Below are 16,406 nucleotides of genomic sequence, written 5' to 3' on the forward strand. Positions count from 1 at the left end.
ATGAATTTTGCATATCGAGGTCATGAGATGATGATTCAAAAAAGGAGTGCTCATGATCGAAATGAAGAAGCACACAACGGACAAAAATATCCAGACAAAATATTTTCAGATGAACGGATAGACCCATTGCTCGCTCAAGTACAGAGCAAAGATGCAGAGTCGCTGTTAGGCGAATCCGGGCTTTCGGGTTAACTGAAGAAACGGTTGGCGGAGCGGATGCTGGAGGCTGAACTGAATCATCATCTTGCTCAACAGAATGCGCAAGGACAGACGGGTAATCACCGCAACGGCAGCAGCGCGAAGACCGTGATCCCGCCTGCGGGTGATGTGCCCCTGGAGATTCCACGCGCCCGGCTTTCCACTTTTGAGCCTGTGCGTATTGCGAAATATCACAGCGGCGCTTGCCTGGTTCTGATGCGCATGTGATCCGTCTGTACGCTCGCGGGATGAGTGTGCGCGAGATTCGCGGGCATGGATTGGAACTGTATAAATGGGAAGGCTAGCCCGATCTGATTTCGACGATCACCGATGAAGTGCGGGCGGAAGTGGCGCAAGGCAGATGCGCCCGCTTGAGGCGATGTATCCCATTGTGTCTCGATGCGCTGCGGCTTCAGATTCGGGATGAAGGGCGCGTGAAAAATAAGGCCGTGTATTCTTGCGTTGGGGATTCGAGCCGATGGATGCAAGGAAGTGTTGGGGCTTTGGATTGAGCAAACAGCAGGGGCCAAATGCTGGCTGAAAGTCTTCAATGACGCGCAATCGGGGCTGAGCCGATATTTTGATGGCCGTCGTGGATGGATTGCATGGCTTCCGGATGCTACCCAACCGTCTATCCAAACACCCAAATTCAAACCTGCAGTGTCCATTTGTTCCGGAACTCACTGGCCTTTGCCAACTGGAAAGAGCGCAAATCTTTAGCCTCCGCGCTTAAGCCGATTTACCAGGCGGCCAATCCATTCGCCCTCTTATTCGAGGAACGTTTTACAAACGCAATGAAATAATTTGCTAACCCGGCCTCCCACACAAAATTCCGGACACTACCAAATAAATATCATTAATCCAATATGTTTAAGCGATTTTTACTGCGCTTTGCCATGCTATTTCTGACATTGGAAATCGCACGTGCAGAGAACCTTTCACACCTAATGTTGCAATGCGCTCCATCTGTACATCCAATCACGCTTGGCGCACTCATCCGCACTGAATCAGGCGGGTATCCGTATGCGTTATCGGATGATGGCCCTCAACATCTGCCTTGGCAAGCTCGGAAAAACCTGCTTCGCAGCTTCTATCCGAAGACTTTAAAGGAGGCCACCGATATTGCAAAAATGCTGATTCACAACGGCCATTTTGTCGGAATCGGTTTAACGCAAGTCAACAGTCAACATCTGTCCCGCCTAGGGCTGACCGTGGAACAATTGCTAGACCCCTGCACCAATCTTCGCGCGGGCGTATGGATACTCACACACTTCTATATCAAAGCGCTGAGGCAATATAAGAACCCGCAATCGGCGTTGCTCGCGGCGATTTCCGCTTTCAATACCGGAGACTTCAAATCTGGATTCGCCAATGGATATGTACAAAAAGTGATGATCAACGCAGGCATCACCGTACCCTTGCTCAACATCACCAAACCGCGCAGGCGATTGACTACACCTGCTTCCCCCGCACCGTCAGGTCACGTCAATCCGCGTAGACAGTTTCTACAGGCGAAATTTTCAAAACTGGAATTCGAATGAAGGCAAGCGCAACACCTGCTCAACTCAGCTTTGATTTCGATCAAACGGTTGCAACTATCCAGCGGATCAACGAAGATGCATCACAAGATTTCATTGAACAGCCAACAGGAGCGCACCATGATCATCGGAGACATAAAACCGTTAGACATCGCCAAGCGCGTTCTGAGCCCCAACACGATCTCTTCAGTTCAGAGGGAGCCGTTCCACCTGCGCAGCTGGAAAATACTCGAACGGTGGGCGTTCAACTCGCCGGAGAAGCTGAAACAATTGGAGAGGGGAGGGAAAATCATCCTGCTGGGACACCTGTTAGAGCAGCAGAATCTCGAACACGGGATATTGCTGGAAGCAACCGAAATGTTGAACACGGGCGTATCGGAACACGAGATTTTGACCTTGCACGAGGTCCAGACAGAATTGATCTAAGTCCTGGGAACTATGTGATTACCGATGCCGACCGGTTGGGGGAAGGCAGCGCAAAAACGAAATATCGTCACAACGTCGCAGCATTAAAGCTGCTGCAGACCCTGAGCACCGAAAATCGGGCGGCATTGCGCAAAGAGCAGGCGGTGCTCGTTCAATACGTCGGCTGGGGCGGCATTCCGCAAGCGTTTGACCACCGAAATGTGGAATGGCGCACAGAATATCAAGAACTGACCCATCTCCTTCAGAAGGAAGAATTTGAAGCCGCGCGGCGCTCAACGCAAGATGCGCACTATACCTCTCAACCTGTTGTAGAAGCGATCTATGCAGCGCTTACTCGGCTCGGATTCAAGGGTGGACGTATCCTGGAGCCCGCTATCGGCACCGGTCACTTTGTTGGACTGATGCCGTCCTCGCTTCGAGGACAGGTCGATGTGACAGGCATTGAACTGGATCCCATCACCGCTCAAATTGCGAAACATCTTTACCCATCCGCAACGATCATCCACAAAGGCTTTCAGGAAGTCGCTATTCCTGAAAGCCATTTTGATTTGGTCATCAGCAATCCCCCCTTTGGCAGCCGATCTGTTTACGATCCCAATCATCGGGATCTCTCAAAATTTTCTATTCATAATTATTTTATTGCGAAGTCGCTTAACACAGTACGCGAAGGCGGCATTGTCGCGCTCGTGATCACGAATTATTTTCTCGACGCGCATGATCGTGCAGCGCGCGCGCATATCGCCGATCATGCGCATTTTCTCGGTGCCATTCGTCTCCCCAATACCGCATTCAAGAAAAACGCCCTCACGGAAGTCACGACGGATATCGTCTTCCTTCAAAGAACGCATGAGCATGAAACGCCAGAACGTTCATGGGTTGAGGTCGATGCCATTCCAGACTCCGACAGCGGCTTAGACATACCATTAAACCCATACTTTATCCATCGGCCAGAGATGATGCTGGGGTCAATGAAGCGAGTCGATAAAATGTATGAAAGCAGCCTTCCGGCGCTGATTGCACATCCAGATCAAGACCTCCCGGAAGCACTCGCCGCAGCCATCGCCAACCTCCCGTCCAATGTCTATGTCCGCCGCGATATTACGCAAGAGATTGAAACGGCTACATGCACTGCAATTGAAGTACCGGAAGAGGTAAAACTTGGCGCTTATTTTGTAACGAAGGAGGGCCGGATTGCACAGCGCCTGGCGGATATATTGGACAAACCGCAAGCGCAACGGGTCACCACAAAAAAAGAGAAAGCGTTAGCGCGCATCAAAGATATGATCCATATTCGCACGGCGTTGCGTGAACTGATGCGCGCTGAACAGACAGAGCACATGGATCCTGCAACGCTCGCCATGCGGCGCGCGCGATTGAACACCGTTTACGATGGATTTGTAAGACGTCACGGGTACATCAGCGCATGGGGGAATAAACAAGCGATGGGTGAAGACCCGGATTACCCGCTGCTACAGTCACTTGAGCATCACTACGATAAGGGCATATCCAAAGAGACCGCTCAAAAACATGGCGTTGCGCCGCGTGAACCCGGCGCACAAAAAGCGGCGATTTTCTCAAAACAGGTGATGTCGCCGCGCAGAGAAATCAGAACGGTGGACTCTGCCAAGGACGCGCTGGTCGTCTCCATGAACGAAACGGGCGGCGTCGATCTAGAATGGATGGCAAGACTCTCTGGAAAACAGGAAGATACACTGACCCGTGAGCTGCAAGGGCTCATTTTCCAAAACCCGCAAACGCAGCGCTGGGAAACCGCAGATCGCTATCTGACCGGAGACGTTAAAGCAAAACTGCGCATTGCAACTGAAGCCGCACATCACGACAGCCAATATCAAGACAACGTGGAAGCGCTCAGGCGTGTTCAACCCGAAGACATCGCACCCATTGACATTTCGATTCAGCTGGGTTCAACGTGGGTGCCGGCGAGCGTTGTAGATGCGTTTGTCGAACATTTACTCGGTGATGTCCCACGTAACATCTCCTATCAAACCAGCATTGGAAAGTGGATCGTCAAGATCGGCCAGGGCGACCCAACAACGATGCACGTCACCTGGGGAACAGAAGAAGCGCCCGCCAATGAACTGATCGGAGCCATTCTGACGAATCGCTCGATTCAGGTTAAAGATGTGGTTGGCTGTGACGCCTCTGGCAATCTAATCCGTAAAACCAATGCAGAAAAGACAGCCGCCGCCAACCAGAAAGCCGATGAAATTCGACAAGCCTTTTTAGATTGGGTTTGGGAAGATCCGCCGCGTCGTGAATGCCTTGCAAAGCACTATAACGAGCGCTTCAATACCCATGTCGCGCCTCGTTATGATGGCGCGCATCTGACTCTGCCCGGCGCATCCACTGCGATTGAACTTCGCCCGCATCAGAAAGACGCCATTTGGCGGGGCATTCAAGAAGGCTCTGTGCTTTACGACCATGTGGTTGGCGCGGGCAAAACCTTTGTATGTATTGCAACCGCACAAGAAAGCAAGCGCATGGGCCTAATCAAGAAACCCATGTTTGTCGTCCCCAACCATTTATTACTTCAATGGAAAGAAGATATTTACAAACTGTATCCAAACGCGAATACATTGATTGCAGAAAAGACCGATTTTGCCAAAGAGAACCGGCAAAAACTGTTTGGATGCATTGCGACCGGGGATTGGGATGCGGTTGTCATCGGACATTCCAGTTTCAAAAAAATTGGTATGCCGTCAGAAACGCTTGAAATGCTGCTCTTCGAGCAAATCGATGACACTACAGATGCTATTTTTAATCTTGGAGCGGAGCGTGGCAACTACAGCATAATCAAAGAGATGGAAAAAGCGCGGGAACGGATGAGGGCCAAGTTGGAGCGGATGTTCGCCGCTGAAAAAAAGGACAAAGTCGTTACATTCGATGAGCTCGGCGTGGACGCACTCTTCATTGATGAAGCGGATGAATTTAAAAATCTGTTCATTGCCACATCACTATCTCGCATTTCAGGGCTAGGTAATTTGCAAGGCGCTGACAAAGCGTTTGATTTATTTGTGAAGGCTCGCTATCTCCAACAACAGCATCATGGCCGTGGCGTCTATTTTGCTACAGGTACGCCTGTTGCAAACACCATCGCCGAGATTTATACGATGCAGCGCTACCTGCAATACGATGAAATGAAAGCGCGCGGCATTCATCATTTTGATGCGTGGGCGAGCATTTTCGGACAAGTCACCACAGGTTGGGAACTGGATGCGACGGGCGTGAATTACCGGCTGAATTCACGCTTTTCAAAATTTCAGAATGTGCCTGAACTGACTGCGCCTTATCGATCTTTTGCAGATGTCGTCACAAAAGAAGACTTACAGCGGCAAGCAGCCGAACGGGGCCTGCGTTTTCCACTCCCGAAAATCAAAGGCGGCAAACCGGCCAATATCGTGGTGGATCGTTCTGAACAGCAAGCGAAATTCATGGGCGTGCAAGCGCCTGTTTTAGACGACGATGGGATACCAATGAGACGAGAGGACGGATCGGTGATCCTGGACTGGGCACCTGGCTCCATCATTGATCGTATGGAGCGCTTGCCGTCTGATCCACATATCGACAATCCATTAAAAATTACCAACGACGCCCGTAAAGCGGGACTGGATTTCCGATTAATCGATCCGACCGCCCCCGATTTTAAAGGCAGCAAGATCAACGTTGCGGTCAACGAAATGGTCCGTATCTGGCAACACTGGCGGGATAAACGCGGCGCGCAATTGGTGTTTTGTGACCTATCCACCCCCAAATCGAGCAACAGCGCACCCGTCCCCAACATTCAAGAAAATAGGGACACAGCCTATGATGAGGGAGAAGAAACCGCATTATCGATGGATGAAATTAGCCCACCGTCATTCCGGTCAATTCAGCGTCTATGACGACATCAAGGCTAAATTAATCGCGCGTGGCGTGCCCAGTGCAGAAATTCGGTTTATCATGAAGCCAAGACGGACGTACAGAGAGCGCAGTTATTCGAGCAAGTGCGGTGCGGCGAAGTCTGTTTCCTGATTGGGTCAACGGTCAAAATGGGGGCTGGGATGAATGTACAGACGCGCTTGGTCGCCGAACATCATCTTGACGCCCCGTGGCGACCGCGTGATCTGGAACAGCGCGAAGGACGCATCCTTCGTCAAGGCAATTTCTTCTACGAGGAAGACCCGGACGGCTTCGAGGTCGAAATCAATCGTTATGCAACCAAACAAACTTACGATTCGCGTATGTGGCAAACGATTGAATATAAAGCGGGCGCAATTGAACAGTTCCGTAAAGGAGAAGGCCTCTCCCGCATCATTGAGGACGTGGCTGGCGAAGCGGCTCATGCGGCTGAAATGAAAGCAGCCGCAACGGGTAATCCACTGATTCTCTTACAGGTGCAACTCACCGCCGAATTAAAAAAGCTGGAAGCACTGTATGCCAACTACAAGCGTAATCGGCATACGCTCGAATCCACGGCCGCCTGGCTCAAGCAAGCGGATGAGCGTGCGAACCATGTGATCGCCCTGTATCAACAGGATATTCAGCGTCGAGACATGAACACGACGCAAGAGTGGCGCATGCAAGTAGAGCAACGCACTTTTAACGTACAGAACAAAGAATTATTAATAGAATGGATCTCAAAGAGCATGCAATGCGCCGTTGAAGGAGGCGCTCAGCTGCTCACCGATCAGCCACGCACGGTTCACGTCGGCCAATATCGTGGTTTCGATATCGCTGTCCTCAGTGTTCAAGAGCGAATCCGGTTCAGAGTAAAAAGTGACAATACTTATGAGCCAACAAACCTTCAATATCGGAAAGAAGATCAATTCAGCGTGACGGGTTTTGTACAACGGATGGATCATTTTCTTGACACTTTCGAGGAGAGTATCGAGAGTGTACGCAATCGCTGCGTCAATGAAAAGGCAGAACTGGATAAAGTCAAGCGTGAACTTGACAAACCCTTTGTGCAGCTACGTGAATTGGAATTAGTCCGCAAGAATGCAAGCGATGTCATGGTCGAGATGAAGAAGATGCAGGATGATCCTGATTACGTTTCAACTTGGAAACCAAAAATACTTGAATCTTCACCATCATATAAAAATTACTTTTCAAGTGCCATCGACTCTCCCACGTCAGAAGTGCAGAAAACAACCGCTCATGTAATTTCTAATCAACAAGATGCCGAAAAATTGGCCATGCGCTTTGAAGAGATCGCAACATCAAAAGCGAAAGAATTCAAACTATGCGCCGCTCTTGCGCAGCGTGACAAAAGTGTCTATACAGGTCGAATTGTTGCAGCGACAGACCATTACCTGATTCAGGACATAGGACTTGGGAGAGGTATTTTGCATCGTCTTGATGAGGTTGTATTTGCTGAAAACGTCAAAGTAGGGGAATGCATGCGTCTAAGCTATAAAGGGGGTCGTGCGTTTGTCATACATTTGCCGCTCTCGTGTGCACTCACGCGGTGAACTCCGTGCCATAAGCTTACCGTTCCATCTCACGAGCGCGCATCAATCGCTTTGGCAGGGCCTGTACAATCCAGTAAGGTAGCTTTTTAGAGACGTGACGCGATTGGTTCAATTCGCGTGACAGCAGCAGCCGGTGACGTTTTTCACTGTTATCAAAGACGAAGGTCCGGTCAGCGATCTCTAGCGCTTTAGGCAAGTTGCGTAAACTGCGCTCGAAGCGACGTTCCACATCCGCTGGCGGAACGTTGTGACCACCCGCCGCTACGCGCTCGGCGACCCGCAGCATCGATGCACGCGCATTGCGGATGCCAACAAAGACCAGATTGACTTTGTAACCCGCTTCTTTGGCCTCGCGCATCAGCGCCGGTTCTCGATTACCGGATAGCGTAGTTTCCCAAGCAAAGCTCTCGCGGGCGGATAAGTGCTGCCGCTGACGTTGGATGGCAATCCTGCCCGCCTGGACCGGGCCAATGCCGGGTTGCTCTTGAGCGATAGTGTCAGGGTTCACGACAGGCAGACGTCCAGTCAAATAGCGTTCGGTTAAAGTGCTTTTGCCTGCACCGTTTGGGCCAGCGATTACCCAAAGCTGCGGCTTCACAATGAACGGATCACGGATATCTTGCCAGTGTCATCAACGGAAATTAACTCGCGGCGGCCATCCGGCCATTCGCGGATGAAATCGTCCGGGTAGCGGTCGTCACAATAATAGATGGGCCGGCCAGCCGACAAATGCGACTGGGCCGCTTGACCATCGTCGTTGGATAGAACACGCTCGAACACCTTCCAGAACTGCCGCTCTTCAGCGGGCGTCATGTGTTCTAGCTGTTCAATTGGGAGGGCCGTCATGGTGCAGATTTCCATTGGATCCATGATTCAGCATAATGTACCCTGAAAGGGTAAATCTCATAGACACTTTAGCTGTCTACCCTTATGATTAGAAAAGATTAGTTTAAAAGCAACTCTAATTTAATCCTACGCAGAGATGAGGGTAATATGCAAGTCTGGCCGCCGAAGGAACTGCCAATCATTAAGATGACGGATGACATGCTTATTAGTGGTGTCAGCATACGCGAATTTGAAGCCATCCTAAAAACTGGATTTTCAAAGATGTACGCAGAAACTCGCTCGCGTATCACTCCTCCGATAGAAACGAGGGCAATTTCAAAATCGCACGCCATTGCAGGTAGGGGCCGGTGATTGGAAAGAATCACGTCGACGCACCGCCTCTGCGGTGTGTCATTTGCGCGGGGCCAAACGGTAGCGGTAAAACTTCTATGATAACCGCTATAGCAGGCAGTGAAGTTTTTTCTCCAGATTTCCAATTAATTAAAACTAAAAAATTCGTAAACCCTGACGAAATTGCAAACTCGCTCAAAACCGAGTTCGAATTACCTGAGCAGAAGCACGCTCGTGAGCGTTTAGCACAGCAGCAGGCCATCATGGAAAGACGGTGCCTGATTGACGCGAGAGAGTCATTTGCCTTCGAAACCGTCATGTCACACCCCTCACGCATCAGCGAAATGCTGCTGCTCAAGCAGAACAACTACTATTTAAGAATATATTTCGTTTCAACCAGCGATCCCAACATTAACGTGGCGCGCGTCGCGCACCGTGTCGAGAGTCAGACAACTACGGGCCATGATGTTGAGCCAAAAAAAGTTGTTCAGCGTTATTGGCGTTCGCTGCAGCTTTTACCCAAAGCAATCGAGACAGCAGATGAAATTTTTATCTTTGATAACTCAATATGGGGAGCTGACCATCCAATTCCACAAGCATCAATAACGGATAGGGGATCGCACTGCATGAACCCGTGCAAACGTGGGTGACACAACACGTTGTCACGCCGTTAATAGAGCGCAACAATGAACGTCTACAGCTCGCACCAGTATTCTCAGACAAAGGCTACCCTCCTATTAAATTGCCGAACGAATTAAACGGCCAATACATAGGCCACATCACGCATAGCACAAAACATTTCTTTGTGCTGAACATTGGACGGTCCAGTGTTATTACCGATAAAGCCATGTGGATAGGTGAAAAGCAACATCTGAATCTCTCTGTCGGCACAAAAGTGAAAATTCGGTACAACGAGTGGAACGCCCCTACGGTAGAAGTTTTCGAGCGAAACAGGCTTATGCGCGGAAGGTAGATCGTTCAAGGAAATGAGCATTTCTAGTGCCGAGTCAGTACTATAAGTAATGGACAATATGACTCGATTTAAAATCTCCAACACCATTTACTCTGCAGACGACCCGCGCTTAAACGATGCGCTAGCTGCCATGTACGGTTCCCTAAATCGGCCACTGTGCCTTTGCTATAGCAAAGGTATTGAAATGGTTATTGCGAAGCTGGGACGAAAATACATTATGAGGCGCATGCCTTATTCGGGTAGCGCACATGCCCCTTCATGCGACTCTTACGAGCCGCCAGCGGAACTAATTGAACGATGCTCGGTTCGGCAAAAAAATAGTCATGAAGCATTTGGCTGATACACCTCTCATGGTGAGCGAAGATTTACATCAGCGTCTGCTCAAAAGATTCAAGTATGAACTCACACTCTGGAGCAGCATGGACTCTTCACACCTCATCGCCATTGCAACATTCAATGTGAGCAGGGTAAACGTCCCGTCCATTGAAGAAATTTCTTTGATGCTCGTCGATGAAAACTGGATTCCATTCGAAAGCATCGATGAGAAAATGCTGATTAACACGCTCACAACGCAAAAACGCCGCTTCATAAAAGGGATGCGTTACAACTTACCGCCCACTCATCCCCTTGCAAGCATTGTAATCACAGACAGACCAGAACCCATTGCTCTTTATATCACACTGCCTGATGTGAGTGACCTGTACCGGAAGAAATTAAAAGAACTTATAGTAGCCAGTCACTTGCAAACGTGGGAATGGGATACCCGGCACAATATGCCCAACCTTCCCTTATGAAAGATTGGCTTTAACGCGAGCAGGATTCTCTCTCCCTTCCTTTGCTTACCGGCTTAGGCCGCGTATTCTTACGCTGCGTCCCGCGCATCGCCGCTAATTCACCACGGATTTGTTTTTCCACTTCGCGTAGTTCAATGTTTTGCACAACAATATTTTGTTCAATAGCCATACGGACCACGCGCTTCTTAAATGCGAAATCACCGCCGCCAATGCGGATGCCCTCTTTCCACTTATCTGCGCCATAGCGGACCGTCAATGCCAGTGCATCATCGGATACCTCCTTGCGGCCGAATGTGAGACGCTCCCCTTCATCACAAAATGCCATTTCTCCATTATTGAAGCGATAAGTCACACAACCATTCTTGCCGACGTTCCAGAGTAGATTTTCGAAGCCCCGTACCTGAGGATCCGCGCATTGATGCACCGCTGGCAGAATCGCGTTTTCTTCAATTTGCGCGTTTCCTCTGGCCAATTTCTTTTTCTTGTTCCGACTCTCTTGATAAATCATTCCGCGCAGAGCGCTAATGGCCGCTTCATCCCCCCGCTGGGCCTGTTGTTCCACCCACTCGCGCCATCTGGGTATCTTCGGCAGTAAGCTGCGTCGTATTGCACGCTCCTGCTGAATCTGTTGCACCAATTGTTCACGCGCTTTGAGCATCGTCACCTTAGCCAGCATATACGCTTGTTGTTTCTGAACAGGCGTGAGCTTCGCATCTTGCCGAATTCCAATTCGACGCGCCCTATAAGCCGCTTGCAGCTTTTGATATCGATTTTTGTCCTCTTGGGCAAAAGGAACGAGCGCTTTTTTTGCTAAAGTCTGACGCTCACGTGCCTCACGCTCTTCAGCTTTGAAGCGATGGTATAAATCTTCGCGTAATGCCTTGCGTGCAAGACGTGCCTCAAGCCGCTTATGCGGATCCCGTTTATAGGTGCGTTTGGGTTCGTCCAGTTGCAGATCAGGAGATCGCGCCTCGAAAGCGCCAAAGCGCTTCTCCAGTTCAGCGCGCTTCATAAATCTAAAAGCGGCCGCCGCGCTTACTGTAAGCGGTTTATTCATTTTCTCTGGCGTTCCAGCGCTGATATCGACGACTTTGAATCCGCCGCCTCCCGCATCTCGCAGTTCTAAACCATACTGAGCCAGTGCGCGATGTATATTTTGCCAGCTACTTGTCTTTTTATCTTCTAAGACCCGTTTCAAATCACGCGCTGGTTCAGCTTTGCACCATGTTTCGAGAGACTGTTCACCGGACCACACTTCAGCGCGTTTTGCGCCTGGGCGCGTAGGTACAAGGTCAGGGTCAACGTATTCATTGTTCCGAACAATACATTTTTTACCATTGACCTCAATAACCTGAAAAAATCCATTGTCATGCTGCCAGCCATATTTAATTTCAGCTTCGCGCGCCGCATAGTGCAAAGTGAGATAGTCTCGATATGTGTCAAATACTTGGAATGTTTGAGGGTGTACCCGATTCACTTCGACGTGCGCATGAAGGTTATCTGTATCTGCATGGATGGCGATCACATACTGGTGGTCTGCTATACCTAATGCGGTGAGCGTATCACGCACTGCACTAAAAACGTCTTCAACCTTTGGCCGTTCGTGTTCTGGCCATGACAATACATAATGGTAGACAGGGTCTTTCGCCCGTGGCGCCTGCCGAGCGACCGCATACATCTCAGCAGGCGCATTAGCCAAAGAAGACAGTTGACCGATCTCGACGGCAATCGCCTTTTCTATGCTCCCGCCTAAACCATCCAAGATGTTTTCCTGGGTGATATAGCGCGTGAGCGCACCCCAGCCATATTGTTCTGAAAACGCTTCCGACTGCGTAATCCCTTTCGTGATGTAGTTCGTCAGTTTCTTGAACGACGACTTATCCGTGTGATGGTTGCGAATGACTTTGGGAATCACCCCCTTTCCCCTTTTCGCCATATTCGCTGAATAGCGGCACAGATTTCCTGCATCGTCTGCTCCAGTGTTGCCGGATCAATCATCGGCGCCTCAGTAGGAAGCAATTGCAACGCACGATGTATTCCTTTCAGTTCTTCCACACATAAGCGCAGCTGATGGATCGCATCGACATCAGCACGTTGGCGCGTTAATCGCGCTAAGCCTGTTCGCGTGAGGTATTCAGTTACTGTCATCTTCCGCTCTTTAGCTCTCTCTTCAATGGCAGCTTTATCTTTTGCTGTCATGCGTAGGTAGATCGCAACACTTTTAATTGCCGCTCTATTTTTTAACATTTCTTTATCACTCTAAACAGGGGTCTCGGGGCGTAGCCCTGAGTTCAACGGAAAGGCAAAAAGTGCGAAGGGGGCCGAAGGCAACCGAGCGCTTTTTGCCGGTGTATATGCACGACTTGTCGTGTATATACATTCCCTATCCTGTCCGCCTTAAAGGGCTGAAATCAGTGGATGGTTGAGTAGATCATTGAGTAGATAGCCGAATAGATCATCAAATGGATTTCGCTCATGGTCAACTCATACATAAAGTGGTTTAATTATAATAAAATAGACTGATCAAGAATTTGGAGATGATCATACGATGCAAAAACAGCTCCAGAAAGAAGAAATTGAACGAGCGCGCCAAGAGCTTCTTACAGCCATCTATAGCGAATCGCCAGAGGATCGTTTCCTCAAAAAACAAGCGGTTAAACAGTTATTGGGTGAATTGATCGCCGCGCGTAAATGCGGGCTGTCGTTTGAAAAGATTGTAGAGATACTGAAGTCAGCCGGTGTCGAACTGACAACTCGAACATTGCAGTCATACTTCTTTGATCTGAAAACAGAAGAAGAACTCGCCACAGAGGCTCAACGCCATGCGATGAAGATCATCCAGATCAAAGCTGCGCTCGAAAAGAAAGTGTTAGATCAACATGCAAGACATGCGGCTTATTTAGCCGCCGACCACGCGCGGCGCATTCAGGCTTCTCAGCCTATAGAGCAACAGCTTAAGAAGTCCATAGCGCGCAATAAAAAGCAAGAAGCAGAACGAAGTGAAATTCCGACGTCGGAGGCCCAAACTGCACCATCAGTCTCAACAGTTGATGTGGTCCCATTAACGCTCGATGCGATTGAAAAAACCAGCTTAGATTTGAAAAATCGGACAGAGCTTGAAGAAGATATTGAAATGCGAAACGAGTACGTCTTTTATGTGTCTGGGAAACCATTCTGCGGTCAATTAACCAAAAAACAGATCCATTTACTTAGGGCATTCGGTAAAATCGTTGTCCCAACCAGAGGAAGATCCAGCAGGGATTTTGTCGAAATGTCTTCAAAACTTTAATTAGTCATCGAAACTAAGGGATAAACTAATATGACGGGTTCAAGGAAATCCACAGTGACTTCAAAATCAGTCATTCTTTTCCATGGAGATAAAGGAGGCGTTGGAAAAAGCTGGACATGTTCCATATTTCTTGATTGGCTTGTGAAATGCAAATTGCCAGTCACCTTAGTAGACGGTGACACACGAAATCCAGATGTATCGCGCATGTTCTCGGACCTGATGCCTACACTCAATGCGAATCTCCGAATACACGACGGATGGATGGACCTCACTGACTTCATGATGAAGTATCCAGATAAAACGATTGTCGTCTCCATGCCAGCGGGTATTGGTACTGAACTGCGTAAAGAATTTAGCCAGTTCATCCAAATTATTCACTGGCTGGAACGCACGTTGTCTATGTTTTGGATTATTAACCGCCTCCCCGATAGCGTGAACCTACTCAACGAAGCCATGCAAGTGATGGGAACAAATTTGAGGGGTAAAGTTGTTGTCAAGAACCTATTCTTCGGCGAGGCGAGCAAATTCAGCCGCTGGGACAATAGTGAAACAAAGAAACATTTTGAAGAGGCGAGTGGCATTACGGTCGTGTTAACTGAATTACATGAGCGTACCGTCGATAAGCTATTTGCGGACAATGAAAACATCATGCCTTTTACAATGGCCGCAATGCCGCTCCATGAGGCGGAGAAGTCGCCACATGGGCTAACGCCCAGTGAGAATATGGAATTAATAGTATGGCTGCAAGAGAACCATAAAACATTCGATCAGCTACGTGAATTGCTTGTAATTTAATCTAATTAATATAAATAATTAATTATTTAAAGCATGTATAAGATCATATGGTTAATTACCGGGAATAAAGGAGGATGTGGTAAATCTGTGATGGCCAAATGCATGGTGGAATGGCTGCACAATTTATCTACATTCATCACAGTGGTAGATGGCGACACGCATACGTCTGACGTTGCAACAGTCTTTTCAGACTATTTGTCAACGGCTCAGTTTGATCTCCATGATGTGACCGGTTGGTTATCCTTTTCAGATTATCTATGTGCTCCAAATAGAGATGAAAAACTGATCAGCCATCACATCGTAACGAATTTGCCTGATCGCATGAGTTATCAGGTTATGTCGTTCTTTGAGCGTTTTATTCAGCTTACTCAAGCATATGATTTTCAAGTCAAAGTGTTGTTTGTGATGAATGCCCTTCCTGATGGACTCTATCTATTCGGCAAACTCACCACAGTCATTCCCGAAGTCATTCCCGTAAAAAATCTTGCGTTCGCTAAGGCCAGGGAATTTATTCACTTTGACGCAACCTATGGTCTCCAACAGAAGAGGCGCATTTTGCTTCTACCCGGTATGAATCCTCGAATCATGCAAGTCGTCCGCGCATCGAATTTGTCCTTTGCTGATTTTCTCTCTCAAACGGGAAACCAAGAAAGCAACTTTGTGTATGCCAAGGTGGTTGTCGCAGAGTGGCGCGAGCGTATGCTTGAAGCGCTCAATGATACTCTTTATACGGATGCGTCATGAAACCGATAGACCAAGCATTGAAAGTACTATTGCAGCGGGATGCTTCGCCTGAAGAGGTCGCAAAGTTCTACCAAATCAAGGAAATTTGCGGGTTTTCTGAGCACGATTCCGTTTGGTCAATTCTCTTAGCGTTCGGTCACTACGAGATTCTTTATAAAGAGATTTCAAAGCATATTACAGATCAAACCCGTGAACTCCTAGCGGACCATAAATTAGCACTCGAATCCTCTGCGCGTGCAAGTGAACGGGCAGTGCAAGCGAGCCTTGTTGAGTCTGTTGCAAAGACATCGCGTGAAATGGCAAATCGAGCCGTCGAAGCCGGTAAAGTATTGGCCAGCCAAGAACTTCGCCGCAAAATGATGTTTGCCATCATCGGGTCGTTAGCAATCGCGATTCCCGCGACGGGCTCCCTCGTATGGGGCGCATATGCAATAGGCCAGCGTTCAGGATTCGTTAAAGCAAAAGCAGATTCAGAATGGATACAATCGCCTGAAGGACAAGCAGCGAGAGCGTTTGCCCGGCTCAATAACATCCAGAGCATGCTTGAATGTCCGCCAAATTATCTTATCCACAAAGTTGGGAATTCCACTTATTGTGTTCCCTACGACAGGAAGAACAAGCGCAGTTTTGGGTGGCGTATTAAGTAGTTTGACTAAATGAGCAAAAATACCTGAATAAACTCAAAGAAAAACAATCGTCTCTTAATGCGGCTCACGCGCAAAGTTCATCTGTATTTTCCAACATTGGAAATACCCGTGTCTCCTCTCTTTAAAGTCACGAGGACATGAAAAATAAAAATGATAAATCTGCATTGTCTAATATTCCTTTTTCTTTAAGTCTATCGTTAATCGTTGCTGCTATTGCGATAGGTATAGGCGCATGGAACGGTATCGTCGAAGGACTTTTCTGTGCTCCGTTCATCGTCCTTCTTTGGCGCTTCACGCAATCGCGTTCTATGGCGTTCGTACTGATGTTCGCCTATTACCTTGCTGCAGGTCGTAG

19 protein-coding genes are annotated in these 16,406 nt (G+C 48.7%); 15 read left to right on the forward strand and 4 right to left on the reverse strand.

The window, feature by feature from the left end; translation table 11 throughout:
• From CAGGBEG34_RS12125 to CAGGBEG34_RS11630, 7 genes are all read left to right on the forward strand, one after another.
• Complete coding sequence (locus CAGGBEG34_RS12125) at positions 1 to 192, forward strand: hypothetical protein (protein WP_238984955.1); 192 nt, start codon at positions 1 to 3, stop codon at positions 190 to 192.
• 24 nt (positions 193 to 216) lie between these two features.
• Complete coding sequence (locus CAGGBEG34_RS12130) at positions 217 to 426, forward strand: transposase (RefSeq protein WP_420885882.1); 210 nt, start codon at positions 217 to 219, stop codon at positions 424 to 426.
• 377 nt (positions 427 to 803) lie between these two features.
• Entirely contained in the window at positions 804 to 1,001 is a 198-nt protein-coding gene (locus tag CAGGBEG34_RS12135) for a transposase (RefSeq protein ID WP_420885883.1), read from the forward strand.
• A gap of 93 nt (positions 1,002 to 1,094) precedes the next feature.
• A complete protein-coding gene (locus CAGGBEG34_RS03990; RefSeq protein ID WP_158641790.1) occupies positions 1,095 to 1,739 on the forward strand; it encodes a lytic transglycosylase domain-containing protein in 645 nt (214 codons plus the stop codon).
• Positions 1,740 to 1,814: 75 nt separating this feature from the next.
• Positions 1,815 to 2,162: a hypothetical protein gene (locus CAGGBEG34_RS11625; protein ID WP_238984956.1), complete on the forward strand. Its 348-nt coding sequence runs from the start codon at positions 1,815 to 1,817 to the stop codon at positions 2,160 to 2,162.
• 14 nt (positions 2,163 to 2,176) lie between these two features.
• Complete coding sequence (locus CAGGBEG34_RS03995; protein WP_238984957.1) at positions 2,177 to 6,064, forward strand: Eco57I restriction-modification methylase domain-containing protein; 3,888 nt, start codon at positions 2,177 to 2,179, stop codon at positions 6,062 to 6,064.
• A 15-nt stretch (positions 6,065 to 6,079) separates the two neighbouring features.
• Positions 6,080 to 7,633: a KfrB domain-containing protein gene (locus CAGGBEG34_RS11630; RefSeq protein ID WP_338140317.1), complete on the forward strand. Its 1,554-nt coding sequence runs from the start codon at positions 6,080 to 6,082 to the stop codon at positions 7,631 to 7,633.
• 16 nt (positions 7,634 to 7,649) lie between these two features.
• Here CAGGBEG34_RS11630 and CAGGBEG34_RS04000 read toward each other — a convergent pair whose 3' ends face one another.
• On the reverse strand, positions 7,650 to 8,231 hold the full coding sequence (locus CAGGBEG34_RS04000; RefSeq protein WP_006682560.1) for an ATPase: 582 nt from the start codon (positions 8,229 to 8,231) through the stop codon (positions 7,650 to 7,652).
• On the reverse strand, positions 8,228 to 8,479 hold the full coding sequence (locus CAGGBEG34_RS04005; RefSeq protein ID WP_006682561.1) for a hypothetical protein: 252 nt from the start codon (positions 8,477 to 8,479) through the stop codon (positions 8,228 to 8,230). The genes CAGGBEG34_RS04000 and CAGGBEG34_RS04005 overlap by 4 nt, the downstream gene beginning before the upstream one ends.
• Before the next feature lie 428 nt (positions 8,480 to 8,907).
• On the opposite strand from CAGGBEG34_RS04005, the gene CAGGBEG34_RS04015 reads away from it, so the two are divergent.
• The 3 genes from CAGGBEG34_RS04015 to CAGGBEG34_RS04025 all read left to right on the forward strand — a co-directional run bounded on the left by CAGGBEG34_RS04015 (position 8,908) and on the right by CAGGBEG34_RS04025 (position 10,576).
• Complete coding sequence (locus CAGGBEG34_RS04015) at positions 8,908 to 9,459, forward strand: ATPase (RefSeq protein ID WP_050009309.1); 552 nt, start codon at positions 8,908 to 8,910, stop codon at positions 9,457 to 9,459.
• A gap of 381 nt (positions 9,460 to 9,840) precedes the next feature.
• A complete protein-coding gene (locus CAGGBEG34_RS11635; protein ID WP_238984961.1) occupies positions 9,841 to 10,122 on the forward strand; it encodes a DUF1173 family protein in 282 nt (93 codons plus the stop codon).
• Entirely contained in the window at positions 10,073 to 10,576 is a 504-nt protein-coding gene (locus CAGGBEG34_RS04025; protein WP_050009310.1) for a DUF1173 family protein, read from the forward strand. The genes CAGGBEG34_RS11635 and CAGGBEG34_RS04025 overlap by 50 nt, the downstream gene beginning before the upstream one ends.
• A gap of 10 nt (positions 10,577 to 10,586) precedes the next feature.
• Here the strand turns inward: CAGGBEG34_RS04025 and traI are convergent, their stop codons facing one another.
• Both traI and CAGGBEG34_RS04035 read right to left on the reverse strand, forming a co-directional pair.
• Complete coding sequence (gene traI / locus CAGGBEG34_RS04030) at positions 10,587 to 12,491, reverse strand: TraI/MobA(P) family conjugative relaxase (protein ID WP_006682565.1); 1,905 nt, start codon at positions 12,489 to 12,491, stop codon at positions 10,587 to 10,589.
• A complete protein-coding gene (locus tag CAGGBEG34_RS04035; protein WP_006682566.1) occupies positions 12,488 to 12,823 on the reverse strand; it encodes a plasmid mobilization protein in 336 nt (111 codons plus the stop codon). Before CAGGBEG34_RS04035 ends, traI begins: the two co-directional genes overlap by 4 nt.
• Positions 12,824 to 13,124: 301 nt before the next feature.
• On the opposite strand from CAGGBEG34_RS04035, the gene CAGGBEG34_RS04040 reads away from it, so the two are divergent.
• The 5 genes from CAGGBEG34_RS04040 to CAGGBEG34_RS10985 all read left to right on the forward strand — a co-directional run.
• A complete protein-coding gene (locus tag CAGGBEG34_RS04040) occupies positions 13,125 to 13,865 on the forward strand; it encodes a hypothetical protein (protein ID WP_006682567.1) in 741 nt (246 codons plus the stop codon).
• A 30-nt stretch (positions 13,866 to 13,895) separates the two neighbouring features.
• Entirely contained in the window at positions 13,896 to 14,660 is a 765-nt protein-coding gene (locus CAGGBEG34_RS04045; protein WP_158641791.1) for a nucleotide-binding protein, read from the forward strand.
• Positions 14,661 to 14,693: 33 nt separating this feature from the next.
• The gene (locus tag CAGGBEG34_RS04050) at positions 14,694 to 15,404 is read left to right on the forward strand and encodes a hypothetical protein (RefSeq protein WP_042688053.1); all 711 of its coding nucleotides are present in this window, start codon (positions 14,694 to 14,696) and stop codon (positions 15,402 to 15,404) included.
• Positions 15,401 to 16,051, forward strand: coding sequence for a hypothetical protein (locus CAGGBEG34_RS04055; RefSeq protein ID WP_006682568.1), 651 nt, complete (start codon positions 15,401 to 15,403; stop codon positions 16,049 to 16,051). The genes CAGGBEG34_RS04050 and CAGGBEG34_RS04055 overlap by 4 nt, the downstream gene beginning before the upstream one ends.
• 137 nt (positions 16,052 to 16,188) lie before the next feature.
• The coding region (locus tag CAGGBEG34_RS10985) for a hypothetical protein (RefSeq protein WP_203224835.1) at positions 16,189 to 16,406 on the forward strand (218 nt) is incomplete at its 3' end.

It is taken from the genome of Candidatus Glomeribacter gigasporarum BEG34 (assembly GCF_000227585.1).
In the GTDB taxonomy this organism is placed as follows: domain Bacteria; phylum Pseudomonadota; class Gammaproteobacteria; order Burkholderiales; family Burkholderiaceae; genus Glomeribacter; species Glomeribacter gigasporarum_B.